The sequence below is a fragment of the Rhodococcus sp. BP-160 genome (genome assembly GCF_019836205.1).
Classification (GTDB): Bacteria; Actinomycetota; Actinomycetes; order Mycobacteriales; family Mycobacteriaceae; genus Rhodococcoides.
Map to the genome: position 1 here is coordinate 197,149 of NZ_JABUEK010000004.1, position 24,669 is coordinate 221,817.

At 62.9% G+C, this 24,669-nt stretch carries 20 protein-coding genes and 1 pseudogene; 10 read left to right on the forward strand and 11 right to left on the reverse strand.

Translation table 11 applies throughout. The features are described from left to right. Positions 1-8 precede the first annotated feature (8 nt). Positions 9-626 carry a hypothetical protein gene (locus HQ306_RS17175; protein WP_222632826.1) on the reverse strand — a complete coding sequence of 206 codons (618 nt, stop codon included), beginning with the start codon at positions 624-626 and terminating at the stop codon, positions 9-11. A 655-nt stretch (positions 627-1,281) separates the two neighbouring features. Between HQ306_RS17175 and HQ306_RS17180 the strand changes: the two genes are divergently transcribed. Then, positions 1,282-2,475 carry an SIR2 family protein gene (locus tag HQ306_RS17180; protein WP_222632827.1) on the forward strand — a complete coding sequence of 398 codons (1,194 nt, stop codon included), beginning with the start codon at positions 1,282-1,284 and terminating at the stop codon, positions 2,473-2,475. 35 nt (positions 2,476-2,510) lie between these two features. Here HQ306_RS17180 and HQ306_RS17185 read toward each other — a convergent pair. Then, positions 2,511-2,982, reverse strand: a pseudogene (locus HQ306_RS17185) (hypothetical protein). Positions 2,983-3,238: 256 nt separating this feature from the next. Between HQ306_RS17185 and HQ306_RS17190 the strand changes: the two are divergent. The 5 genes from HQ306_RS17190 to HQ306_RS17210 all read left to right on the forward strand — a co-directional run bounded on the left by HQ306_RS17190 (position 3,239) and on the right by HQ306_RS17210 (position 8,901). After that, a complete protein-coding gene (locus HQ306_RS17190) occupies positions 3,239-4,447 on the forward strand; it encodes a hypothetical protein (RefSeq protein WP_222632828.1) in 1,209 nt (402 codons plus the stop codon). Then, on the forward strand, positions 4,444-5,817 hold the full coding sequence (locus tag HQ306_RS17195; RefSeq protein ID WP_222632829.1) for a PQQ-binding-like beta-propeller repeat protein: 1,374 nt from the start codon (positions 4,444-4,446) through the stop codon (positions 5,815-5,817). Before HQ306_RS17190 ends, HQ306_RS17195 begins: the two co-directional genes overlap by 4 nt. A gap of 197 nt (positions 5,818-6,014) precedes the next feature. Beyond that, positions 6,015-7,901, forward strand: coding sequence for a DEAD/DEAH box helicase (locus HQ306_RS17200; RefSeq protein WP_261770174.1), 1,887 nt, complete (start codon positions 6,015-6,017; stop codon positions 7,899-7,901). Positions 7,902-7,970: 69 nt separating this feature from the next. After that, positions 7,971-8,321 (forward strand): ParD-like family protein, encoded by a 351-nt coding sequence (locus tag HQ306_RS17205; protein ID WP_222632830.1) that lies wholly within the window; start codon positions 7,971-7,973, stop codon positions 8,319-8,321. Positions 8,322-8,325: 4 nt separating this feature from the next. Further along, complete coding sequence (locus HQ306_RS17210) at positions 8,326-8,901, forward strand: zeta toxin family protein (protein WP_222632831.1); 576 nt, start codon at positions 8,326-8,328, stop codon at positions 8,899-8,901. Between the two features lie 4 nt (positions 8,902-8,905). Here HQ306_RS17210 and HQ306_RS22655 read toward each other — a convergent pair whose 3' ends face one another. The 3 genes from HQ306_RS22655 to HQ306_RS17225 form a co-directional block, all read right to left on the reverse strand. Then, positions 8,906-10,276: a cytochrome P450 gene (locus HQ306_RS22655; protein ID WP_222632832.1), complete on the reverse strand. Its 1,371-nt coding sequence runs from the start codon at positions 10,274-10,276 to the stop codon at positions 8,906-8,908. A 111-nt stretch (positions 10,277-10,387) separates the two neighbouring features. Next, positions 10,388-10,777, reverse strand: a complete 390-nt coding sequence (locus HQ306_RS17220) for a hypothetical protein (RefSeq protein ID WP_308115454.1) — start codon at positions 10,775-10,777, stop codon at positions 10,388-10,390. A 172-nt stretch (positions 10,778-10,949) separates the two neighbouring features. Further along, the gene (locus tag HQ306_RS17225; protein WP_222632833.1) at positions 10,950-11,330 is read right to left on the reverse strand and encodes a DUF4440 domain-containing protein; all 381 of its coding nucleotides are present in this window, start codon (positions 11,328-11,330) and stop codon (positions 10,950-10,952) included. A 117-nt stretch (positions 11,331-11,447) separates the two neighbouring features. Between HQ306_RS17225 and HQ306_RS17230 the strand changes: the two genes are divergently transcribed. Continuing rightward, positions 11,448-12,512: a hypothetical protein gene (locus HQ306_RS17230; protein WP_222632834.1), complete on the forward strand. Its 1,065-nt coding sequence runs from the start codon at positions 11,448-11,450 to the stop codon at positions 12,510-12,512. A gap of 93 nt (positions 12,513-12,605) precedes the next feature. On the opposite strand, the gene HQ306_RS17235 is transcribed toward HQ306_RS17230, so the two are convergent. The 3 genes from HQ306_RS17235 to HQ306_RS17245 form a co-directional block, all read right to left on the reverse strand. Further along, positions 12,606-14,840: an NADP-dependent isocitrate dehydrogenase gene (locus HQ306_RS17235; protein ID WP_222632835.1), complete on the reverse strand. Its 2,235-nt coding sequence runs from the start codon at positions 14,838-14,840 to the stop codon at positions 12,606-12,608. A 174-nt stretch (positions 14,841-15,014) separates the two neighbouring features. Further along, positions 15,015-15,416: a type II toxin-antitoxin system VapC family toxin gene (locus HQ306_RS17240; RefSeq protein ID WP_261770176.1), complete on the reverse strand. Its 402-nt coding sequence runs from the start codon at positions 15,414-15,416 to the stop codon at positions 15,015-15,017. Between the two features lie 307 nt (positions 15,417-15,723). Next, positions 15,724-16,206: a hypothetical protein gene (locus HQ306_RS17245; RefSeq protein ID WP_261770178.1), complete on the reverse strand. Its 483-nt coding sequence runs from the start codon at positions 16,204-16,206 to the stop codon at positions 15,724-15,726. Positions 16,207-16,582: 376 nt separating this feature from the next. Between HQ306_RS17245 and HQ306_RS17250 the strand changes: the two genes are divergently transcribed. The 3 genes from HQ306_RS17250 (at position 16,583) to HQ306_RS17260 (ending at position 21,017) form a co-directional block, all read left to right on the forward strand. Beyond that, positions 16,583-17,863 (forward strand): competence/damage-inducible protein A, encoded by a 1,281-nt coding sequence (locus tag HQ306_RS17250; protein ID WP_222632837.1) that lies wholly within the window; start codon positions 16,583-16,585, stop codon positions 17,861-17,863. Between the two features lie 6 nt (positions 17,864-17,869). Then, positions 17,870-18,559: a hypothetical protein gene (locus tag HQ306_RS22300; RefSeq protein WP_261770179.1), complete on the forward strand. Its 690-nt coding sequence runs from the start codon at positions 17,870-17,872 to the stop codon at positions 18,557-18,559. 148 nt (positions 18,560-18,707) lie between these two features. Then, complete coding sequence (locus tag HQ306_RS17260; RefSeq protein WP_222632838.1) at positions 18,708-21,017, forward strand: NB-ARC domain-containing protein; 2,310 nt, start codon at positions 18,708-18,710, stop codon at positions 21,015-21,017. A 333-nt stretch (positions 21,018-21,350) separates the two neighbouring features. On the opposite strand, the gene HQ306_RS17265 is transcribed toward HQ306_RS17260, so the two are convergent. Genes HQ306_RS17265 through HQ306_RS17275 form a run of 3 tightly spaced genes read right to left on the reverse strand, consistent with a single transcriptional unit; the run spans position 21,351 to position 24,486 of the window. Then, positions 21,351-22,154, reverse strand: a complete 804-nt coding sequence (locus tag HQ306_RS17265; protein WP_222632839.1) for a sugar phosphate isomerase/epimerase — start codon at positions 22,152-22,154, stop codon at positions 21,351-21,353. Next, complete coding sequence (locus HQ306_RS17270; protein ID WP_222632840.1) at positions 22,151-23,332, reverse strand: dihydrodipicolinate synthase family protein; 1,182 nt, start codon at positions 23,330-23,332, stop codon at positions 22,151-22,153. Before HQ306_RS17270 ends, HQ306_RS17265 begins: the two co-directional genes overlap by 4 nt. Beyond that, on the reverse strand, positions 23,329-24,486 hold the full coding sequence (locus HQ306_RS17275) for a Gfo/Idh/MocA family protein (protein WP_042572923.1): 1,158 nt from the start codon (positions 24,484-24,486) through the stop codon (positions 23,329-23,331). Before HQ306_RS17275 ends, HQ306_RS17270 begins: the two co-directional genes overlap by 4 nt. Positions 24,487-24,669 lie beyond the last annotated feature (183 nt).

Genomic DNA, 24,669 nt, shown 5'->3' on the forward strand with positions numbered 1-24,669 from the left:
CAACAACGTCAGACGCGGGACACGAGCACTTCCGTCGACCCGTCGAAGGCGCTTCCCGGTGAAGCTGTGGGTGGGGCGTAGTTGAAGCGGTACCGGGTCGGCTCACTCAGTCGAGTCCGCGCCCACTCCTGCGTCAAGGGCTGGACCGGGAAGGTCGAGACGATCTGGATCCTCGAGCTCGTCACCAGTCCGTACACGACTGCGGTGGAACCGCTTCCAGGATCGGCGACGTAGACGGTGCGCATCGCGTTGGTGGTGTCGACCACCTCGTCGAAGGCGAGGACGACTCGTGTGGTTCCGACCGGGTCGCTGAGCGCCGGCAGGACCGTGGATGCGACACGCTCCATCAGGGGGGTCTCGGATGGCGTCGGCTGAAGGTGAGTGGGCTCCTTGCCGAAGGCGACGGCCAGGTCGCTCGTGAGCCACCTCTGACGTTTCAGTCCGTACGGGGTGACCACTGTCGACAGCAGATAGCCGTACGTGTGCATCAGTCCCGCATGACCGATGGGGAAGTCGTAGACATCGGTCAGCCCTCTGTGGAGCCAGGCGAAGGTCGCCTCGTCGAATACCGGCGCTTGGACGTTGTCGTCGATCACCGTCGACGCCGTCCAGTGTGTCAACTGCACGTCATCGTGCTGCGATGAAAGGACCTGCCTCACCAGCCAAGGGGTGGGTGCGCTCGACTCATCCAGGTCGCCCGTCGAGGTCAGAAGTTCGGCAGTCGCCGACAGGCCCGTCGATAAGTCGTCCACGTCGCTCACTCTCCACTCATGCAGCTGACCCGGCACACTCCGGCGAGCGTACGGCGGCGACACGGGGCCATGCCGGCGGAGAGCCGCTGTGACACTCCACATCACCCGTGGGTACTCAGCGGGCCCTCGACAGAACGACACTACGATCCGCTGTATGCACCGACCACCGACTGATGGTTCACACGCAGCGCCGACAGAGAACCGACGCGACGGCGAGTCCGACGGACACGTGTTCGTGGTCAAAGGGACTCTGGAATCGGTGGCCTCCGATGTCTTGATCGTCCCCGCGAGCAGCCGATTCGTCCCGAGGACTACATGGTGGCGCGCCCTCGGTATCGACACAGAACCGCCGGTCGCAGCGGGAGAGGGCCGTGCCCGTAGGTTCTCCGACGAGGTGGGCTTCGATCGGCCGGCATGGATTCTCAACGTCGCTCATGACGGACGACCATCGGTTCCCTGGCTGATCGACGGGTTGGCCGATGCCCTGCGGAAGATCAGTGCTGACCCTCCTCCGACGGGGGACGGCCGGGTGAGGCCCTTGATCGCGATGCCCACTCTCGGGGTCGGCCTCGGTGGGTATGACGGCGTCCGCGGCGCGGTCATCAAGGCCCTGCTCGAGCGGACCGCCGAGTTCGTCCGCTCGTCGGCATTCGACATCGTGATCGTCGCTGGAAACGCTGCCGACTATGCAGCCTTCCAATCCATGAGGCGCGAGGGACCGCCGCCCCAGCACTGGACTCAGGCGGCCGAAGACTTGGCATCCGCCGTACGTCGAAATGACGTCGCGTTGTTACTGGGCGCCGGAGTGAGCGTTCCGGCCGGACTTCCCACCTGGGACCAACTGCTGTCTCAACTCAAGAGCGACACGCTACCCGATTTGGACGACACCAAGTTCGCAGAACTGAACGTCCTGGATCGGGCGCAACTGCTATCAAAAGCAAGCGGTGCAACTACTTTGGGGGCCCGCACTGCCCAGGCAGTCGGCGCCGTGACACAGAAGTCGCCGACTCTGGCGCACTGTCTACTGGCATCCTTGGGCGTGGAAAGGGCTGTGACCACCAATTACGACACATTGTACGAAGATGCATACGAGTCCGCCCACGGATCCGATTCGATCTCTGTCCTGCCACGGCAGGAGGTGCATGGCGACCGTTCCTGGCTCCTGAAGTTGCACGGCGACGTGGCGGCCCCCGACAGCATCGTCCTGAGCCGCCGCGACTTCGTCCGGTACGACTCCGAGCGTCGACCGCTCGCCTCCATCGTGCAGTCGTTGATGGCCACGAACCACGTCGTCGTGATCGGCGCGTCGATGACAGATGACAACGTCCTCCGACTCGCACACGAAGTTTTGGCAATGAACGCCGTGAACAAGCACGAACGTCCTCTGGGGACGGTCGTGACGTTGCGGCCGGATCCAGTTCGGGCCGCGTTGTGGGAGGGCGACTTCCGTTTCGTATCTGCGTCGGACTCACCGGACGATGCGGTCGCTGCCCGTGACTTGGAAATCATGCTGGACCGCGTCGCGATGTATGCGAGCGACCACACGCCCTTCCTTGTCGACAGCCGATACGGCGAGCTTCTGGATATCGAGGAAAAGCAGCTGGCTCAGGATCTACGGGACATCGCCGACAGAGTCCGAGCACTCGATTCAACGAAGCGAGATCGCTGGGCGCCTTTGGGGAAAACACTGAAGTCGATGGGTGACGCTGGGCCGATGACCTGAGTCAGCTTCGAGTGCCCGACGGTGAATCGAACCGATCACGCTTTCGGTAGCAGATAATTCGTGACGTCGGCCCAGGTCTTGAAGTCGTCCGAGCCGAACGGGATCAGCTCACCCTCGAATTGATCTGCACCGTTGGCACGTCGATCATCCACCAGAAAATCTCCTCGGTTGAGATTCTTTGTGATGGGAGAGGATGAGGCGCTTGTAGGCCACCGTCCCGGACTCGTACCCCAAGTGCCACTGCACCCACTTGACCTTGTCGTGCCACGCCTGGGCGTTCTTCCATGGTGCAGTGGACAGGATGTAGGTGTCGAAATGTTCGGCGAGCAGGGCGTATGCGTCCAACGCACCCTTGATCGGATCCATCAGCGAGAAGATGCGCGGAACCTCGTCCAGGTCGTTCTCGAAACCCACGATCTCCGACGGATGCAACCGGTCGATCCCGGATTGGAAATGGACCAGCGTGTTGTCGAGGTCGACGTAGAGAATCTTCTTCTTTTCAGGCATGCGTCTCCCGGTGAGAAAAATGAGGGGGTTGCCGTCCGAGCGGAGGCAACATCAACATAGCAGTGGGCACCGACAACCCATGTTTCACGAGAGCAGGTGGATTCACCTGTGACTAAGTGCGTAATTGCACCGAGTTTCATGCGCCGAAAAAGTGAGGTCCGCGCTCTGGAGGCATGCATGGACTCGTCGCCGAGCGTCATAAACAGTACGAGTGGTATGAATGGGCGTCCTCACACAGCCGAGCGAGAAGCGAGCCATGGACGAGAAGACACCGCCGCGCCACGACACGCTGATGTCTACGTTCGTCGTCGTGTCCATCGTCGCGGTCGGGATCGTCGTCGCCGGTGTGACCACCCCGCCGGAGGAACCGGAGCTGACGGTGCAGCCGGTGACTCCGGTCGAGACGACTGCTACCCCAGTGATGCCCGACGTCGATCTGGTGACGCCCGACGTCGAGTACCCGACGACCATTCCGGGCTGCGACACGGTGGATCCCCCTGTGGACGCGCGCTATTTCAGCGTGGTGAGCGGAGGAGAGTCGTCCTACGACAATCCGGCAGCTCCATGGTTCTCCGGTCCGAAAGCGCACCTCATGTCGAAGGCGCTTCTCAGTGCTCTGCCGGCGGATCTCAGTATGGGCCAGAGCAGGCTTCCCTACTTCGAACCGATCCCGGTGTACGAGAACGTGCCCGAAGAAGAGCAGTTCGATACCACCTCGGCACTGCTCGACGTCATGCAGGGAGACCGGTCCGGATACATCGGCGTCGGCGTTTCTCTCCGAACCGAGGGCGTCCCTCCATGCGTCGCGGGCGCGTTGGACAAACGTGAGTCGCTCAGCGATGGCACCGTGGTGGACACCCGGGACACGTGGCAGGAAGTCGACGGTGCTCGGACCTCCATGCGAAGCGCCAGCGTCTACCGCACGGACGGATCGTGGATCCATGCCTACGCGTCGGCGCCAGGTACCGAGGACGCCTTGCCGATCTCGATCGACTCGTTGGTTCGCATCGCGACCGACCCAGCATTCGTGACGTCCACACCCGCGCCTCCGGGGACGCCGGGCAACATCTCCGAATGCACGTCGTACCCGGGCACCGACGGAGTCGCAACCGACTTCACCGCGCCCGTCGTGGATTCCCTGAACGCGGCGCTGACCCGGGCGGAAACCGGAGCTCTCGCCCCGGTTCCACCCTTGGGAGCATTACATTCCAGCCCGTACGGTGACGGAGTCTGTCAGGTCGTGAACAGCGCTGCCGGCCGACTGACCGTCACCGTCGGGAGCCCGGTGCGGCCGGAGCTACTGCAGGAAGAACCGCAGGTGCTCAGTCCCATACCGATCGAGACCGGCACGGTGGTGTCGATCACCACCGCGTCGGGCCTGGGCATCACACTCGCCACCGAGAACCCCTGGGACACCGCGGAGCTCGAGCGCATCGCCCGCACCCCGGAGTTGATCTCCCAATGATGCACACACGTCTGATCATCGCGGGAACCGTCGCCGCCGTCTCTGTCGCAGCTGCCGTCGTCGTGGTCACTCAGGACCGAACGACGACCGTCAAGCGCATCACCGACGCGCCTGCCTCGGCACCGGGGGTTGCGTGGACCCTGGACGCGGCGGACAGCGGACTCGACGGCGCCCGTTTCGCCGACCCACGAGCGGGGTCGATGTATCCCTACGCCGCGGGGTCGATCCGAATCGGTGACCACCTCCTGACCATCGCCGCCGTCGTGGACTCGGAAGGACCCTCGACGGAGGCGCGACTGATGTCGATCGACATCGTGTCGGGCACACTCGAGTGGTCGGTGCCGGCGACGGATCTGCAGTCGTGTGCGGAACAGCCCATCGACGATCGATTGGTCTGCATCACACCGAGTTACGCAGAGGATCCCACCCTCCGCACCTTCGATCTCGCGACCGGTGAGTCCACGGACCACGGGGACACGTCGGACACGTTCGCCATGACTGTCTCGGACGGACACGTCTATACGACCAGTGGCAACTTGGAAGACGCCGACGTCACCGTGCATCGCGGAACGGTGGACGATCTGTCCGCCGACTGGACAGCTCCTCTGCAGGCGTGGGCCGGCTGGGAGGACCAGTATGCGGATCAGCTCACGGTCGCCGACGGGACCGGGCACTTCGATGTCGGCGGCGGCTTCTCGACATTCGATCCTGAGACGGGCGAGCAGATCTGGGCCTCCGATGTCCTCGACGATTGCCTCTCCGGCAGCTATCGGACGCTCGGCGATGTCTCGGTCGGGTCTCGACTGGACTGCGATTCCTACGAGCCACTGGGCGGTATCGCGTACTCGCGCACAGGAGAGATTCTTGCTCAATCGCCGAGCGACGTGTCGACCTACTTGATTATCGACGAGCCTGCGGACGCATCCGTGCCGTTCGTTCTCGGTGACACCGCCTACGACCGGACGACCGGCGAGAAGCGTTGGAGCAGCGGCCAGCTCATCATCGATCGTCCCGCAGACGAATACAACGAAGCAAGCACGTACGGCGCCTTGCAATCGGTGATCGGAGATGTCGGAGTGCTGTCCGGCGAGCGGTCCATGGTCGGACTCGACATGCTCACCGGTGACCAGCTGTGGGAGACAGAGTCCTTCTCGCCGGTCGGAACGGACGGTGACGTGATGATCGCAGTGCGCGAGAGCGATCTCGTGGCCGTCGATCTGCACTCGGGTGACGAGGTCTGGACCGCGCCTCTGGAGAACGTCAGGGAGGGCGAGCGTCTGAGCCCCGAAACTATGGTCGGTGGAGAGGGCGGCGCTTTGATCCTGCAGTCCGGATCGGAGATCGTCAGTCTGGTCCCTCTCCCGAGCTGACTCGGCTCGCCGGTAGCGATTCAGCCATATCCAACCTTATGGCCACATGGTTGGATATGGCGCGGTCGTATCCAACCTTGTCGACGGTGTCGGACGTCGGTGCCACTCTCTGCAGTGCCCGGTCCCGCGGCACAGGTTCCCGCTCCGGCAACGACCCTTGTCGTGTCGATCAGTTCCGATCGGAGAGACTGTTCCCGATGCCACCCCGTAGACGCTCCACCACATCCCGCACCGTGAAGGCCGGTCAGAGCAGCGCAGCCCGCAAGTTCGCCGCCACCAGGAAGCCCACCAAGCGCCGCGCACCTGCGAAGAAGTCCGCGGCACCCGACCTTCGCGTGCCCGACGCCGGCGAGCGTGTGTGGGTGCTGGATGTTCCCTTCGAGGACCGCTCCGCAGCGAGCGCTGCGGGGGCGCGTTGGTACCCCGGCCCACGAGTGTTCGCGTACTACGGCACCGAGTTGCCCGAGTACCTGCAGCCGTACGAGTCGATGCCGTACAGCCTGCAGCGGTGGCTCGAGGATGATGCCAACGAGACCTGGCGCCCCGAGACGGTGCATGCCCGTTCCCTGCTCCCTCGCGACACCCAGCTCGAATCGGTCCGTCGGCACCTCACTGCCCTCGACGAGGGCTTCCCGTACTTCGCGCAGATGGACTCCACCGGCTTGGGTAAGACCCTGTCGGTGTGCGAGGCGGTGCGGCAGATGTCTGCCGCCGAGATCGGCACCGTCCTGGTCGTCGCACCGAAGGGTGCGCTGCCCGGATGGCGTCGCACGATCGCGGACAGTGAAGCCGACATCGAGCCCTCCGACCGTAAGCGCTGGCTTCTGGTCACCTACCAGTCGACGAAGAAGCTGCTGTCCGTCCCACCCGACACCGATCTCGGCAAACGCAAACGGACACAGAACAAGCGAACCATCACGCTCGGCGAACTGCGATTCGAGATCGACGTCGTTATCGCCGACGAGTGCCATGCGTTGATGAACATCGAATCGCAGCAGTCGCAGATCATGTGGCGCTATCAAGAAGCCGCGCGGTCGGTGGTGTGGATGTCCGCGACCCCCGGTTACCAGCCGCTGCACTTCGCCTATATGGCGCGAGCCATCGAGCAGTCGCGCGGCGTCGAGATCGTGGGCGACGACGACCAGCTCGGCTACGCCCTCACCGTGAAGTGGGCCAATTTCCTCGAAGAGTCCGGCTTCGCGATCAAGGCCGGCAAGGCATCGACCGGGCTGGCCACATGGCGCTGGGAGCCAGAAGATGCTGCCCGCCGCGAGCGCGATATCGCTGCAGTGCACGGGTGGCTATCGGGAGGTGCTGTGCCGTGGTCGATCTCGCGACCCTCCCCGCCCACACCACGTGAACCGCTCGGGCAAGAGCTGACCGCCGCGCAGAAGCGCCTGTACAACTCTGCATGGGTCGACTACCGCAAGGAGGTCGGTCTGCCGATGTGGAAGGTGTCCGGCGGCAAACGGGTGCTGCAGAAGAATCCGAGTGTGCGGGCGGCGACACTGCGGTTTCGTCAAAAGTGTTCGTACCTCCGCATTCCCGCGTCCGCCGACCAGGTGCGCACGTGGGTCAAGGCCGGCAACCAGGTGTTCGTGTCAATGTTCTACCGCGAGTCCGTCGCCGCTCTCGCCGACGACCTGCGCGAGGGCGGGCTTGCCGTTGCAGTAGTCGACGGCAGCATGAGCAGTCCGGAGCAGGAGGCCGAGATCCGGCGCTTCCAGACGGGTGACGCCACCGTCATCGTGTCCACCACCACGAGTGCCATCAACCTGCACACCAACGAGATGCTGCTGCCCGAAGGCACGACGTCCACTCTCGCGCCGCGGGTGACGCTGATCCACGACCCTCGGTGGACACCCATCGACATCCGTCAGATCGAGGGCCGCGCCAACCGCATCGACAAGGACCACAACCACACGACCTCCACCTGTTATTACGGCTACGCCGAGGGGACCGTCGAGGAGGAGATGGTGCTGACCGGAGTGGAGCGAATCGCCGACCTGGGATCGATCGTCGGGCAGGCCGATCTGATCGATCCCGAAGCGTTCCTGGCGGCTCGGGTTACTGCTGACAGCTAGTCATCATCCGGCAGTACATAGCTGTGGCAGATTGCTACACTAGGTGCACGACAACGAACGGAGCAGCTCATGGGTACAACGTCATCGCTACGGGTCGACGATGAACTGTATGCATCGGCGAAGCTGGTCGGCAGTGCGTCGAGCCGGAGCGCAGCCCAACAAATTGCACACTGGGCACTGGTCGGGCGTGAGATCGAGGCCTCACATCACATAGCCTCACGCGACATCGCCGGGGTTTTGGCAGGTCGGCAGAACTACGACGCGCTCACCCCGCGAGAGCAGGCAGTCGTACGCGCGGAATGGTCCGAGCGAACCGACGCGATGTCAGAAGGCCTGGATCTGCGCAGCGAATTCGAGGCAGAAGGACGGGCCTTCGTCGAATGCGACGAAGACGGCGCTGTGATCGAGCATCGTCCCTAACGGAATGACCCGCGACCCGGTCCTGCACCTACTTGCCGGCCCGAACGGCGCCGGCAAGAGCACCTTCTTTGCTCGGGTGCTGGCGCCCGTCACTCATCTTCCCTTCGTCAACGCCGACGAGATCGCTACCGAGACCTGGCCCGGTGACGAACAAGCGCACGCGTACGACGCATCGAGGTTGGCCGCCGAACAGCGGGTGGCCTTACTCGCACACGCCGCGTCGTTCGTCACCGAGACAGTCTTCTCGCATCCGTCGAAGCTCGATCTGCTCGAGACGGCGAACGAGGCCGGGTACCTCGTCACACTTCATATCGTCGCCATTCCGGTCGACCTGGCCGTAGCCCGCGTCGTCAACCGCGTCGAGATCGGCGGTCATTCCGTGCCCGAGGCAAAGGTCCGTGAGCGATACGTGCGCCTGTGGCCCTTGGTTCGATCCGCGATCGATGTCGTCGAAAATGCCCGCGTCTACGACAATACCAACGCAAGCAACCCCTTTCGCGTTATCGCTCGTTACGACCATGGTCGACTGGTTGGGGACCCGTCATGGCCGTCGTGGGCTCCCGCCGCACTGATGACCTGACACCTCAGCCGCGCAGCGACACGTGCAGACCATGCTCGGATGCCGTGTGGATCGGATAGGTGTTGTCCAGGTGCGTCGTGTCCACCGCGGCGTCCGGGTACGCCTGAAGGAAGTCGTGGACGAACACCGCGATCATCGACGACGCGAACGACTTGCCAGGGCACGATCTCGGACCCTTCCCGAAGGGGATCACCAGCGGGGCGACGTGATCCATCGCGTGGGCGTTCAGTATCCGGTTCGGATCGAATGTCGGGCCGTACACCGCGTGCACGGCCTGAATGTTCGGCATCACCAGCGTATTACGGTGCAGATCGATACTGCCGTCACCGAGAGCGATGCGGCAGTCGTCGATCACCCGCCCGTTGAATACGGACCCGGGGGTGTCGATGCGCAACGCTTCCATCACGCACGCACGGACCACTGCAGAATCGCCCAACGACTCGACGGGCACAGCCGAGAAGGCGTCCTTCCACTGCGTGTTGGCGGGATCGAGTAGATGCTTCAGCGTGGCGAGAATGGCCGTGCGCGTCGTGTCGACGCCGGCGATGAAGGACGTCGTGGTGTCGTCACGGACCATGTTCGACGAGAACCCCGAGATGCCGTGCAACCGCCTGATGTGGCCGGCGATGGTGTCGTCGAGCGGCATGTTCGCCAGAGTGGAGGCGTGCCGCAGAAGCGTCCGAGTGTTGATCCGCATCCACCGCTGCTCCTGCGAGAACGTCCAGCGTTGCAACCGTGGCTCGACTCTCATGGCGTAGGTGTTCGCACACCGCCGTAGCCGTAAGAAGTTGTCGTACATCGCATCTGCGAACGGCAGTGTCTGATGGGCGCCGCTCTCGTCGACGTAGTCGATCACCGTCGTCGCCGCGTCACCCCACACTGCCTCCGCCACAGCAGCGCGGACGCACTCGGTGACGATCGGCCGCAGGTCGATGCTGTCGTCACCCGCACGAACATGAGCCGGCAATGCGCGCGTCATCGCTGCACGGGCGGATCCGGCGCTCGTCGCCACGATCATGTTGCGTTTGCGGACGCGGAAACGGGGCTGTTGCGCAGAGGAGAAGGTCAGCGCTTCGGGACTCAGTTGACCGAACGAATACTGCGCGGCGGTGTCACGATCGATATGCACACCGGCGATCTTCGGGTTGACGATTGCTTCGATGGCCCGGCGCGACACCGCATGCAGTTGCACTCGACTGCCACGCCAGGTACCGATGAAGTCGGACTCTCGATCGTCGACGAACAGGTAGTCGCGCGAGAGTTTCTTGCCGAACGCGTCGGACGCTTTCCGTTCCGACGACAACGGCAACGGTCCGCCGACGAAAGGGATTCCCTGCCGTTGGTAGCTGGCGCGCTGAGCGAATACCGACGCCACGCCACCACGCTCCTCGACAGGGCCGGCTCTGCCACGAACCGGACTGAGCGTGACAGTAGTGCCCAGCAGGTCACTGCGCTTGGGATGGTTCACAACGAGTGACGGTCAACCTCACGGGACGGTCAGAAGGCCCAGTCCCGGAAACAACGTCTCGGAGAACGGCGCGGGGAACTGGCGGCTCTGCGTCACCACAACGGCGACCTGACCGGGTCCGGTATCTGCGACGACGTCGAGCGGGAGCCCTCGGGCGCCGGCGTTCGGATCGACAGCCGAGAGATCCTCGGAGGCCCAGTGGCGGAAGTCGACGGCGCCGGCCGCTCCCGTCGAGAGATTGCGCCACTGCACCGTCATCCACCGGTAGTTGTACTGGTAGTAATACGGCTTGGTGTCGGCGGCGGAGAACCGGACCGAGCCCGGCCTCTCCCCCACCGTCGCCTCGATCGGCGTGGTTTGGATAAGCCCGCCGGGCACGCCGACCGGGCCGATCTCCAGGCCCGTCACGACGGGCACCTGCAAGATCGATGTCTGGGGTGCCGCGGATGCCGTTCCCGCGCCCACCCCTAGAAACACCGGGATCGCGAGTGCCAAGGCAACTGCCGCTCGACGCGTTGTCTGTCGCATGGTCATCACTCTGGCACCGCTGGAAGGAAAAAGACCGATCGTTCTGTGACTGTTACCGAGTCTTGATGTCCGTCGACCTCTCGTGGGTGACCGCCGGGATCGGAGTTCCCTGGTGAAACAGCAGCGTCCATCCACCGTCCGCCCGATGCCACAACGAGCTTCGGCGCGCGTGTCGACCCGCATGCCCGGTCTCGTACGTCACGAGAACCATGTCGTCGGCGACCCTTCGGCCGTTGAAGTTCGCGCTCTCGATGGGCTCCGGCTCGGGTGCTTCGATCAGCGCTGCAATCATCTCGCGCCGCGTCCACAGCCGACCCGACGCGCCGATCTCCTCGAACGACGGGTCGAGCAGTCGGTCGAGTTCAGTTAACGATGAGCGCGTCGCCGGCTCGAGTAGTGCCTTCTCCAGACCGATCACGTGCTCGATTGCCATGTCTCTCACCACATGATCGTGGACTATCGACCCCGGTTTCCGGGGGCTGGATTCCACTATCAGTTCCTGTCGTACGCCGGCCGTACTCTCCGAGCACACGATCCTGGGGGGGACCTGATGAGTAAGAGCCAACGTAGGGCCAAGGCTGAGAAGCGCACCGCGCGGAGACGGCCTGCATTGTGCTGGCACGACGTGCTGAAACAATTTGCCGAGTGGTTGGTGCGCTCAGGCTGCACCACAGACCCGTTGGCGGCATATTCGACGGCGATGGCAGTCGACCGATCCAGTCGCGAACACGACATCGTGGTCGCGGGATCCGACATTCCACTGGAGCTGTTCGACACAGACTTATTCGCCGATGACTGCGGACACACACCCTGGTCGCCTTACGACACTGTCGATGCTCTCGGTCTCTTCGCTAAATTTGTTGTCGAAGAACGTGTTTCGCCGACACAGACAGACGACTTCGCGGAGATCGTCGGGGTCTCGCCACCACGCGTGGCATCGGTCCCGAGTCGTTGCTCGGCACCACTCGGTCCGACCACCCTGACGTCTCATGTCCGGCGGGTTGCTGCCTGGTGCGAGGACAACGGCAGTGTTCCCGAACCCTGCTTCGCACACCCGCGCTCGAGCAGGCAGCTTCGCGAGGCCCTCGGGCCGACCGGTGACAGCAACACCCTCAGCGAACTGCTGTCGACGGTGACGTACCAGGTGGTTATCGCGACTGCGGTGGGCGTCGGCGCCCTGTGCAACAAGGATCGAACAATCCGAGCAGGCGACGCGTTCGATCACTGGCTCTCGGCACCGAGCGAGGAGTGGAGACGCCGAAGTCTCGTCGAGGCCTACATCGCGTGCCTGGAACCCGTTGTCGCACCAGACGGAGCCTCGTTGCAGAGCGAGATGACCGCAGCATGCGCCGCACTATGGTTCATCCTCGTTCGTTCCCTGGTCGACGACCCGGCACATGACGGCGAAGCTTTCGACACGGGCATCGACACCGACGTCGACAAAGTCAGCGCCTGGGTGTCCGTGCGACTGGTGACCATGGTCGACCTCGGACTGATCGTCCCTGTGAACGGACAGTTGTGCGTCCCGGACTCCCACGCGTCGGCTCTCCTAGAGGCGCTCGATGGTGGTCGTCTCAATACGTCGACGTCGGCGGATGTCGAGGGTCGATCCTGATCGTGGACTTCAGACCCCGGTTTCCGGGGTCTGAAGTCCACAAACAACTCTGGCCCATGCACGTCACGCGTGCATGGGCCAGATGGTCGAGAACTACTTGGTCGCAGACTCCAGAGCCTGATTGAACGTCTTGCTCGGACGCATGATCGAGGTCGCCTTCTCGGGATCCGGGTAGTAGTACCCGCCGATGTCGACGGGCTCACCCTGCGCGTCGCCGAGCTCCTTGACGATGGCCTCTTCCTGATCGGCCAGCGTCTTGGCGAGCGGCGCGAAGTGCTTCGCCAGCTCCTCGTCCTCGGTCTGGTTCGCAAGCTCCTGCGCCCAGAACTTGGCGAGGTAGAACTGGCTGCCGCGGTTGTCCAGCTCGCCGGTGGTGCGCGACGGGCCCTTGTTCTCCTCGAGCAGCTTGCCGGTCGCGGCGTCGAGGGCCTTGCCCAGGACGTTCGCCTTGCCACCGGTCTTCTTGCCCAGGTCTTCGAGGCTCACGGCCAGCGCAAGGAACTCGCCGAGCGAGTCCCAGCGGAGGTGGTTCTCCTCGATGAGCTGCTTGACGTGCTTGGGCGCGGAACCGCCGGCGCCCGTCTCGTACAGTCCGCCGCCGGCCATCAAGGGAACGATGGACAGCATCTTGGCGCTGGTGCCGAGCTCGAGGATCGGGAACAGGTCCGTGAGGTAGTCGCGGAGGATGTTGCCGGTCGCGGAGATGGTGTCCAGACCGCGGACCACGCGCTCGAGCGTGTACCGCATCGCGCGGACCTGCGACATGATCTGGATGTCGAGGCCCTCGGTGTCGTGATCCTTCAGGTACGTGCGCACCTTCTTGATCAGCTCGTTCTCGTGGGGGCGGTACGGGTCGAGCCAGAAGAGCACCGGCATCCCGGAGTCACGCGCACGGTTCACGGCGAGCTTGACCCAGTCCTGGATCGGCGCATCCTTGACGATGCAGAGGCGCCAGATGTCGCCCTTCTCCACGTTCTGCGTGAGCATGACCTCGCCGGTCGCCAGGTCGACGATGTTCGCGACGGCGTCCTCTTCGATCTCGAAGGTCTTGTCGTGCGAGCCGTACTCCTCGGCCTTCTGCGCCATGAGGCCGACGTTGGGAACAGTGCCCATGGTCGTCGGGTCGAACTGGCCGTTCGTCTTACAGAAGTTCACCATCTCCTGGTAGATGCGGGAGAAGGTCGACTCCGGGTTGACGGCCTTGGTGTCCTTAGGACGACCGTCGGCTCCCCACATCTTGCCGCCGGCGCGAATCATCGCGGGCATGGAGGCGTCGACGATGACGTCGCTGGGCGAGTGGAAGTTCGAGATGCCGCGTGCCGAGTCGACCATGGCCAACTCGGGACGATGCTCGTGGCACTTGTGCAGATCCTCGACGATCTCGTCGCGCTTCGACGCCGGGAGGGTGTCGATCTTGCTGTAGAGATCGGAAAGGCCGTTGTTGACGTTGACGCCAAGCTCTTCGAACAGCTCGTTGTGCTTGGCGAAGGCGTCCTTGTAGAAGACGCGCACCGCGTGACCGAAGACGATGGGGTGCGAGACCCGCATCATCGTGGCCTTGACGTGCAGGGAGAACATGACGCCGGTCTCGTAGGCGTCCTGCATCTGCTCTTCGTAGAACTTGTCCAGCGCCTTGGCGCTCATGAACATGCTGTCGATGACGTCGCCGTCGGTCAGCGAGACCTTCGGCTTGAGGACGACCGTCTTGCCGCTCTTCGTCTCGAGCTCCATCTTGACCTCGCGGTCGCCCTGGACGGTCATCGACTTCTCACCGTGGTAGAAATCGCCCTCGCGCATGTGCGCGACATGCGTGCGCGACGCCGGCGACCACTCGGTCATGCTGTGCGGGTGCTTGCGCGCGTACTCCTTGACGGCCTTCGGCGCGCGGCGGTCGGAGTTGCCCTCACGGAGGACGGGGTTGACGGCGCTACCGAGGCACTTGGTGTAGCGGTCGCGGATCTCCCGCTCCTCGTCGGTCTTCGGGTTGCCCGGGAAGTCGGGGATCTTGTAGCCCTTGTCCTGCAGTTCCTTGATCGCGGCGTGCAGCTGCGGTACCGAGGCACTGATGTTGGGGAGCTTGATGATGTTCGTGTCGGGCAGCTGGGTCAGCTTGCCCAGCTCGGCCAAGTTGTCGGGAACCCGCTGGTCTTCGTCCAGGTAGTCGGGGAACTCGGCGAGGATGCGACTGGCAACGGAGATGTCGCTCGACTCCACCTCGATCCCGGCTGCGCTGGCGAAAGTGCGGATGACCGGCAGGAACGCGTGAGTCGCCAGCATGGGCGCCTCGTCGGTCAGGGTGTAGATGATGGTCGGCTTTTTCTCAGTCATTGCAGGTCTTGCCTCGTTTTCCGTCTGCTCGACGTCGTCTGTCCTTGTGGGCTCGGAGACAACTTTAGTCGTGCAGGGCTGTGTTGTGGCGACCCCGGTAGGACCGGCCGCGTGTGCGCTGCGGCATAGCTGACCAGCGTGGAAGGCGGAGGCCGAAGCTACTGATCGGTAACGTCAACTCGCGTCGGGCGGAGTGTCGATCTGTACGAGATGGTCGATTCCCTGGAAGTCCGACGGGTTCCGCGTGAGAAGCCGTGCACCATGCGCATGCGCGGTCGCTGCGATCATGAGATCGAGAGCGCGGGCTCGAGGGCGCCGGCCGGTCGAGCGCACCACCGAGGCGAGATTGCCGAAGCTGCCCGCCACTCGGGCATCGACGGCGAGTGGTTCGAACCTGCGTTCCACGGCGATCAACCGTTGCAACCTCAGAGCGCGCGCCTGCAGATCGGAGGCGACGAGTACTCCGAAGTGCAACTTGGCCAGAGTGATCGCGCTGATCGCGAGTTCACCGTCGATCTCGTCCAATCGATTCCCGATGACGACGCTCGTGTCGAGAATCGTTCTCAGCGAGTCCATGGATCCTGAACCGTGTCGTTCTTCTCGGCGAGATCATCAGCCAACGTGTGGTCGGTCGGAGTATCGAAGACGTCCTCGATGTCGGAGTAGCGATTCCCTTGCTTCTTCGAGACAGGACCGAGCACCGCTCCAGGACGTCCGGAGACAGTGATCAGGAGCGTCTCCCCCGCTTCGGCGCGGTTACGTAGTCGGAAGCGTGCTGCCGGAGTTCCTTCAACCCGATGGTGTCCATGACACATGGGTAGCACTTCTGCTACCCAACCTCGAAGATGCTCGCGGAATGCAAGACAGCAGGCAACGATGGGAGTCAGAACTCCTTGTCCGACGCGGACTCAACAGCGCCGGCGAGTTCGGTGAACGAACACCTGACGGGGTCACGCGACAAGAGGCTTCCCAACACAACGGACCTTTGCTCTCCGAACGCAGAGTTCACGTGCTGTGTGGACATTACGTAGAAGTCCCATTGGTCCATGTCGAGTGGATCGGCGGTGGACCGATCAACCTGCTTGAGAACGCAAAAGACGTAGACGTCGGCTTGCCGCTTCCGTTCGCCGGAGATTGTGTTCGTCTCCGCGTCCCAACCGTTCGTCGGCTGGATCCCGAAGCTGATTGTCGACAACTTCTCCTGCCTCCAACTCTGGAGATAAGCGGAGGACTTCACCTCGACGCGAACTCCCCCTTCGGTCACCAGGTCAGAAGCATCCCACTCGACTCGGACTCCATTGGCTACGCACCCGAGAGCGAGTCCGACGATGTACTCGGCGAGAACACCGCGCTGGGCGTTACCCATCAGATCTGAGAATGCCCGACGCCAGAACTGACGGAGGTCCGATCCAATCGATTGACCATGCTGCGTGAAAGGCTCGTCACCGGTTTTCGGTGTCGCCACGAATGGGTCAGGGCGGTTCATGAGTTCGGCTCGGTCACTCGGTCATCACATCATCTTCGAAGTTGCAGAGGCCAGCGTTTGTACTCGTCTGCCGCCCACGACACGTCAGCCGCGGCCGATTCGCGATCACGTGAGGGTTCGGCGGCCGTAGCTCAACCTCCCGGGGTGCGCACTCATGCTCTGGGCGCTTATGAGAGGCATCGGGCCCGTGCAGTTGGTCGAATCTGGCGTCATGGCCCCCGGTCGGACCTGACCGCGGCCGCCGTAGTGTCGAACCATGGCAGTGCGCGCGGGTGTGGTGGTCACGGGTAGCGAAGTTCTGGCCGGGCGGGTCAGCGACCGCAACGGCCCCTGGGTGGCTCGGCAACTCTTGCAGATGGGAGTCGATGTCGCCCACCTGACGGTGTGCGGCGACCGGCCGGCAGATCTGACGGCCCAGGTCCAGTTCCTCGCCGACCAGCACGTCGACCTCATCATCACGACTGGAGGCCTCGGCCCGACTGCGGACGACCTCACCGTCGAGACCGTCGCCGCGCTGTACGGCCGCGAGATGCACCTCGACGTCGAACTCGAAGGCCGCATCACGTCCATCGTCGAGCGCTGGCGCAGTCGGCTCGGTAGCGTCGCCGACTCCGAACCACTGCGAGCCGGCGTACGCAAGCAGGCAATGGTTCCCGCCGGAGCGCAGTCGATCTCGCCGACAGGCACGGCACCGGGCGTGGCGATGGCCGACGACTCGGGCACCCTCCCCACGGTCCTCATCCTTCCGGGCCCGCCCTCCGAACTGCAGTCGATGTGGCCGGAGGCGATCGAGAGCGCACCCGTCGCCGCGGTGCTCGCGCAGAGGACGTCGGTCACAGAGGACACCATCCGGGCCTATGGCTTGTCCGAGGCCGACCTGGCCGCGACCTTGCGCACCGCAGAGAGCTCGATTGCCGGGTTCGGCGATCTGGCGATCACGACCTGCCTGTCGCGCGGTGAACTCGAGATGGTCACCCGCTACGAGGAGTCTGCGGCCGCCGCGTACTCCGACGTGCTGGCACTCATCGAAGAACACCATGGCGCGCAGGTCTTCTCGACCGACGGTTCCACCATCGACGACATCGTGGCGACTCGATCCGGTGGCCGCCGCATCGCGACCGCGGAATCATGCACCGGCGGCATGATCGCCGCCCGGCTCACCGATCGGGCCGGCTCGTCGGCCTACGTGGTCGGCGGCGTGGTGTCGTACGCCAACGAGGTGAAAATCGGATCACTCGACGTCCCCGCCGCCATGATCGAGGAGCACGGCGCCGTCAGTGAACCCGTCGCCGCCCGCATGGCCGAAGGAGCAATGCACCGCGTCGGCGCCGATGTCGCCGTCTCGACCAGCGGTGTTGCGGGGCCGGGTGGCGGAACGGAAAGCAAGCCCGTGGGCACGGTGTGCTTCGGCATCGCTGCCACGGGCCGACCGACCGTCACGCGGACGCTGCGGCTACCCGGTGATCGCGCGAGTGTCCGAGCGCTCTCGGTCACCGTCGCGATGCACATGCTCGCGGATGCACTCGGCGACGCCTGAACATCGATGGACACCACCCCGGCACTCCCCCGCTGGCAGTTCGCGTCGGATGATCTCCTCACGCGCTATGTCGTGGTCACCGACGAGGACATGCGCGGCTGGTCCATCCACACCCACCATGTGGACGGCACACCTGACACGTCTCTGTTCAACGAGCAGCCGGGTCTGGTCGACGACACCGGTCGAGTGTTCTTTCACGACGATGGTCCAACGCAGGTGTGGGCCGCAGAGATCGATGCCGCAGCGCTGCTGATCAGTCTCGAAACGCCGACAGGCCTACTGCTCGAGGTCGACGAGTGGGACGCGATGAGCGCGTGGCTCGTCGAGTCGATGCAGGACGAACCCGCCGGGCTCGTCATTGATCTCGGACCCAACACCGACATCCCCGACGACGAGATCGACGACATCGAACTCATCACAGCGCAGCTGCACCGCCTCGACGACGGGGTGGTGATGGTGCGCCGCTCACGGCGCATCCTCCACACACTTCGCTTTGCCGACCATTCGGTGCAGGGACTGGTTCTCGACAGATGGCACCACGACGGGCATTTCGACGACTGCACCGACGGGTACCTATTCAGCCGCGACCTCGCTCTCGCGGCCGGCGCGTGCGTTGCCTGGGTGCGTGATGCCGGTGGTGTGGAGGCCGCCGATCGGCTCGGGTGTTCGTTCGACTTCGCGGATGAACTGCCATGACAGCCGAGGGCAAGCACCTAGGTACCGATACCCGCTTTTCCGTTCACCGACGAAATAGTCATAACCATACGCCTCGACGAAAATCGCAAATTCCCGAAAGCACATCAGGTACGCTAAGCACAACGACACAACTCACCCAGGAGTTACTTTGAACATCGGGACCGTCGACGGTCTGGCCTACGAGGCCGTTCAGCGTCATTTCAGGAATGAAATAGTGGGCAGGATTCGAAATGGCCTAACGCAGACATATGGTGACGCCTGGGAGTCACAGATCACCCTCTGCTTTAAAGAAAGTGAGTGGAACAGTATTGAGCAGAATGCCCAGGTTGGAGAGCTAAGTAAAACGCTTCAACGCGGACACCAGGACAAAGCAGATCTCTTAAGCGTAAACCACTTTTTCGGAATTTTCCAGAAGCACTACCCAGTACTCATGCCCGGACGAGCTCGGGCATCAGTGGACGTCGAAAATAAAGTTAAGCAACGATTGCTTGCGGATTTCAAGCAAGTCAAAGATGTCCGCGATCTCCTGAGCCATCCAGTCGATGAAGAATTACTAGCAACTGATGCGTTGAATTTGGTCCACTGCCTAATCCGTATTCTGGATTGCCTAGATCTCCAGGGTGATGCGATTAATAACATTCGTGAGATTGAGAGCCAGCTGATCAATCGAGCCGCGAATAGCGCGCTGCTCGGGTCGCAGACTTCCATGCTTGAGGCATCCTTGCCACCACGAGAAGAATTGTTCCATGTGTTTATTGGAAGAACCACGGAGCTTGAGGAACTGTGGCGGTGGATCTCTGACGACAGCGCAGGTAGATGGGTGCTGGTCGGCGAAGGCGGGAAAGGAAAGTCAACAATCGCCTACCAGTTCGCCAACTCCATTCGTGCCGAGGGTTACGGTAAGCTCATGGCGGTCTTTTGGCTAAGCGCTAAAAGACGTCGATTTGTTGAATCCGAAACACGGACGATCAGCGCGCCGGACTTCACCAACATAAACAGCGCTGTCGACAAGCTGCTAACCGTCTATGGATACTCAGAGTTAACGTCCAAAACCCTTGAAATAAAAAAATTGGAATTACTCAACCTCTTGTCAGAAATCCCATCTCTTATAGTCGTTGACGACCTGGACTCGATCGAATTGGACGATGAGGAGGTCGTAGAGTTCTTTACATATGATGCTCCAAGAACTGGCTCAAAAATTCTGATCACTTCTCGCCGTGCATACCCCGGAATGGGACGCTCATCGACGCGTGTCTCTGGGCTACCCCCAGACGATGCGATCAAGTTTATTGACCAGGTCGCGGATCATCTGAATCTGTCGTCTGCACTCAACATAAAGAGCTTTTACGAAAAGATACTCGATGCGACCGAAGGTAGCCCGCTATACATTGAAGATTTACTCAGGCTTTGCCGTCACCTCAGTGTGAAGAAATCCATCGAGAGATGGAAGCAAAGTTCGGGAGACGCGAGTCGGCGGTACGCTTTACAACGGGAACGGGAACTGTTAAGCGAGAATGCAAAACAGGTCCTCGACGCTTGCGGCCTAGCGAGGGCGCCCCTTACCGTAGCTCAGCTGGAACGCATTCTCGATTTAACAGAGGACGACGTAATTGGCTGCCTACAGGAGCTTGAGAACGCTTATCTTGTTCCGGGAGCTGTGCTAGTCGACGGTGAGCAAACCTTCACGCTAAATCGAAACTTGGCTTGGCTGGTTCGGCGAGACGCGAATGACTCGGCGGCAGCCGCTGAGCTTCGAAGAGCCGTCGAACGGATTGTAGGCAACAACTCGGGCTCAGCCGGCTCCGCTGACCATGCTAGACAGATTCGCATACTCGTTGATTCCGGTAGGGTCCCGGAAGCAATCCGCGCCGGCGAGTCCTACATGAAATCGCTTGGATTTTCCAGTGATCCAGTTTTTCTCCCCGCCCTTGCTAAAGCTTACGCCGCCAACACCCCCTCAAGAATTACCGACGCTAGGGAACTCTGGGAACGGGCAGCGAAATTTGGAGCAAATCAGGTTCAAGTCTACCTAGACTGGTGCAAATTCGAAGATGAACAAAGCGATTGGGCACGAATGGAAGCCGTTGCCTTGATGGGCACGCAAAACTGCACCGCGAACGTTTATAGATTGTACCAGCAGGCAGGATATGCTGCTACGAGAATTGGGCAAAGTCGTAACAAGCGGTTTGATACGGCAAGCGCGCAGTCCGCATTTGAGCGGTCGAAAGAGCATCTCAAGACGGCGCTAGCGTTAGCCCGTCAATCCGATGCCAAGCAGTTCGAGCTCTCGCGAACGTTCAGAGCGCTTACGATCTTGGCACAATCTTCGGGAAATCTCGACGATCGAGTTTACTTCCTCAAACAATGGCTTATTGCTCTACCTGACGACGAAGCCGCGAGTGCAGAGTATGAACGGCTTGTCGCCGCGCATCCGACCGTTCGAGATCGTTTTGTGTAGTAGTAGCCCCGAGTAGGTAGTTATCTGGATACACAATCCGCGTCATGCTAGATCGCTACTACTGGTCTGTTGCGATTCCTCCGAATCGAGCATTGGCTACCATAAAGCACCCTCAAGTTTCAATGCGTGTTCAGTTCGGACCGGTCCGGGTGCCAACGACCATATTTATGTTCCCTATGGTCGCCAGGTGAGACGTAGACTCGGCCACGAGTGAATGAGAGCTGTACTGCTGGTCGCGCGCATTGGCTATCGGCGCCGCCGAGAGCAAGCGGACAATTTCAGCGACTTAACGGCATACTGGGGCTGATTCAACTCAGTTGCCCACCAGAGGTACTACAGATCCCGGTACCGCTCCACCATCCTCCCGATCACCTGATCCCCATCCGCCGCCCAGATTGCCGCGTTGAAGATCTCCACCTCTACGTCACCGCGGTAACCGGCCTCTTCGACCCACCGCCCGATGGTGGCGAAGTCGATCACCCCGTCACCCATCATCCCGCGGGACAGGAGGGGGTCGGCTTCCATCGGCACCAACCAGTCACACACCTGGTACGAACTGATGCGGCCACGCTCCCCCGCCGTCTTGATCTGCGCCTCGAGGTCGGGGTCCCACCACACGTGAAACGTGTCGACGACGACGCCCACCGCCTCCACCGGATGCGGCTCCGCCATGGCCAGTGCCTGACCTAGCGTCGAGATCACCGCTCTATCGGCGACGAACATCGGGTGCAACGGCTCCAACGCGATCCGCACTCCTCGCTCCAGCGCGTAGGGCACCAGTTCAGCGAGCCTCTCGGACACCCGTGCCCGCGCACCGATGAGGTCGCGATCCGGGATGCCGCCCATCACCATCACCAGCTCGGGAGCCCCTAGCTCCGCAGCCTCATCGAGCGCCCGGCGGTTGTCGTCGAGCCCGTCGTCGTCGATTGCCGTGAGAAAGCCACCGCGGCACAGGGTCGACACCCGTAGCCCGGCATCGGAAATCATCTTCGCCGACTCCGTCACCCCGGCCTCCTGCACGCGGTCACGCCACGGCCCGATAGCGCCGAGCCCCGCTCGCGCCGCACCCTCGACGGCCTCTTTCAAGGTCCAGTTGTTCACCGTCTTGCTGTTGAGAGACAGGCGCTTGAGACTCATGCCGATACTCCGTTCAGCTCCAGGTACACGCCCATCCGGTGTGCAGCCAAGGCCGGGTCTGCAAGCAGCCCAGCACGATCCGCCAAGACGAACAACTGCGTCAGATGCTCCACACTGCGGCCCGACGCCAATCCGCCGACCATCGAGAAGCCCGGCTGCTTCCCGTTCAACCACGACAGGAACGCGATGCCTGTCTTGTAGTAATAGGTGGGCGCCGCAAAGATGTGCCGGCCCAGGTCCTGCGTCGACCGCAGGATCTCCTCCGCGCGAGCCGTGTTGCCGCGATCGAGCTGCTGCAACGCCGTGGACGCCGCGGGGTAGATACCGGCGAAGATGCCGAGCAGCGCATCCGAGTGATGTTCACCGTCGCCCATGATGAGCTCCGGATAGTTGAAGTCGTCCCCCGTGTACAGACGCACTCCGTCGGGCAGCGCTGCGCGCAGGGCGATCTCGTGCTGAGCGTCCAGCAGCGACACCTTCACGCCGTCGACCTTCGCGGCGTGAGCGTCGATGAGTCCGCGGAACGTCGCGGTCGCCTCGTCCACGGACGCGCTCCCCCAGTAACCCTCGAGCGCAGGGTCGAACATCGTTCCGAGCCAATGCAACACGACGGGCTCATTGACCTCGTCGAGCAACGTCGAGTAGACGGCCAGGTAGTCGTCGGGTGACGACGCCACCCGCGCCAGCGCACGCGAGGCCATGATGATCACCTTGGCGCCCGACTCCCGCACCACCGCGATCTGCTCACGGTAGGCATCGAGGACACGAGCGAGACCCTCCCGACCCGACGGCAGCGTCGTCAGGTCGAGTTGGTCCGTACCGGCGCCGCATGCGAGTAGCCCACCGACCCGAGTGGCCTCGGCACCCGATCGTTGGATCAGCTCGGAGGTAGCCGCCCAGTCGAGGCCCATGCCACGCTGCGCGGTGTCCATCGCGTCGGCGACACCGAGCCCGTAGGACCACAGCTCGTGCCGGTAGGCGAGGGTGGCGTCCCAGTCGATGTCGGCCGGTGCGCCGGGGGTGTTGTCGCCCGTCGCACGCGGAATGACATGCGCCGCTGCGTAAGCGATGCGCGACGTGATCGGAGTGGTGGGCTTGGTCCACTCACCGGGCTCCCTCAGCTGGTACGAGCCGTGGCCCGGCAGCGCGATGGTCAGGCGCGAGTCGACGGCGGTCACAGCGAGATCTCCGGCACGTCGAGGCGGCGGCCCTCCGCGGAACTGCGCAGGCCGAGCTCCGCCAGCTGGACACCTCGCGCGGCGGACAGCAGGCCGTAGCGGTGGGGGCGCTCGGCGATGACGTCGCGCAAGAACTCCTCCCACTGCAGCTTGAAGCCGTTGTCCAGATCGGCATTGGCCGGGACGTCGAGCCACTGGTCGCGGAAGGGTTCGGTGACGGGCAGGTCGGGGTTCCACACGGGCTTGGGAGTGTGCGACCGGTGCTGGGCGACGCAATTGCGCAGTCCCGCGACCGCGGAGCCATGAGTGCCGTCCACCTGGAACTCGACCAGCTCGTCGCGGAACACACGCACGGCCCACGACGAGTTGATCTGCGCGACAACCCCATTCTGCATCTCGAAGATGCCGTACGCGGCGTCGTCGGCGGTGGCGGCGTACTCGTTGCCCTGCTCGTCCCACCGCGTCGGGATGTGGGTGGTTGCCTTGGCGGTGACCGTCTCGACCTTGCCGAGAATGCCCTCGAGCACGTAGTTCCAGTGGCAGAACATGTCCACGACGATGCCGCCACCGTCCTCGGCGCGGTAGTTCCAGCTGGGCCGCTGCGCGGGCTGACCGTCACCCTCGAAGACCCAGTAGCCGAACTCGCCTCGCAGCGAGAGGATGCGTCCGAAGAAGCCCTCGTCGACCAGTCGCTTCAGCTTCACCAATCCGGGGAGGTAGAGCTTGTCGTGGACGACGCCTGCCGTGACGCCCGCGTTCTGCCCGATGCGCGCCAGCTCGATGGCCTGCGTCAGCGTCTCGGCAGTCGGCTTCTCGGTGAAGATGTGCTTGCCGGCCTTCATCGCCGACGACAGTGCCTCCGCGCGACGCGAGGTCACCTGGGCGTCGAAATAGATGTCGATCGAGGCATCGTCGATGACCGACTGAGCGTCGGTGGTGTACTCGGCGATGCCGTGCTGGGCGCAGAGTTCCTGCAGCTTGGCCTCGTTGCGACCGACGAGCACCGGCTCGACCTGGACGCGCGAGCCGTCCGCGAGCAGCAATCCGCCGGCGTCGCGGATCGGGAGGATGGAACGCAGAAGATGCTGACGGTAGCCCATGCGACCGGTGACGCCGTTCATGGCGATGCGCAGGGTTCGGGTGGGGTGAGACATCGAATGGCCTTTCTGACTGCTCGGCAGCCAGGTCTGAAGAGTGCACGACCGAGGGGATCGAGGCGCGCAAGGGCCTCGGGAGACGGTGCGGCGGAAAGTCCTGCACGCGTCTAGGGGCAAGTCAGCTTCGGAATGCGCTTTCCAAGCTATGCTGTCGAGGTCGATCGGTCAACAGGCACCGGC